Source organism: Paenibacillus sp. 01T422 (assembly GCF_056398785.1).
This window is the reverse complement of sequence record NZ_JBFTQB010001398.1, coordinates 1-976: the sequence shown is the minus strand read 5'-3', so window position 1 is coordinate 976 and position 976 is coordinate 1. Positions and strand designations below refer to the sequence as shown.

At 44.6% G+C, this 976-nt stretch carries 1 protein-coding gene; it reads left to right on the top strand.

What is annotated here, in order from left to right; translation table 11 throughout:
- Positions 1-386: 386 nt before the first annotated feature.
- A partial coding sequence (locus tag AC1DUA_RS39060; protein ID WP_477504794.1) for an S-layer homology domain-containing protein occupies positions 387-976 on the top strand: 590 nt, incomplete at its 3' end.

Below are 976 nucleotides of genomic sequence, written 5' to 3'. Positions count from 1 at the left end.
ACTGAGACAGCTCTATTCGCTGCTTTTGGGATAGATTTAGCATCTAACGGACTCACGAGCCGCTATCGGCCATGAAATTGCCTAGGAAGGCAATGAAATCCATAAATAGCGCCTCCTCAGTCCGATAGCACCTCAAATTCAGTCGAATTAGGCGGAATAGCGGCTTCTGAGTCCGTAACAGTGAGCGGCAATTGGCAGGATGAATAAAACAACCTATAAAATTGCACAAAAGCCCCCATATTGTGGGCTCGGTTTTGTAATAAAGTTAGTCCATGCAAGAAAATGAGCGAATGAGAGTGGGGCTGATTACATTGAGGCACTAGTTTTTTTCACACATAATGTAAGCGTTTTATAATGGGGTATCATCTTATAGGGAGGTGCACGAAATGAGGAAAGAACTTGCTCTGTTACTATCATTTATGCTGCTATGTTACTGCTTTGCCCCTTATATCAGTGCAGAGGAAGCCGCTGCACCACAAGCGCCAGCTACAAAAACATCACCAGCACCAAAACCTTCAGCAAAACCATCAACTAAACCAACGGCAACGAAAGCACCAACTTCTTCTTCAACCGTAACTATAGACACCTATTTGGCTGACCAACTCAGTGATTTGAAAAGTCTTTCGAAAGATGACAAGAAAAAAATCAACGTTCTCTTGAAAATGGACGCGATTGAGAAGTCATCTGCGGATACTTTTGGGGTGGATGATAGCATTAATCGAGCTCAGCTAGCAAAAACAGCAACGCTCATTCTGGGATTGACCATCGACAATATGGCGAAGGGATCAAGTTTCACGGATGTGCAAACGAATGACGCCTCACGCTCATATATGGAGGCACTAAAGAAAGCCAATCTCACCTATGACGTGGTTGACAACAAGTTTAATCCGACAGCGACTGTAACTCGCCAAGAGCTCGCTATGCTGCTGATCAAAGGACTTGGCTTGGAAGATAAGGCGAAAGCGGCAGCTCCTAG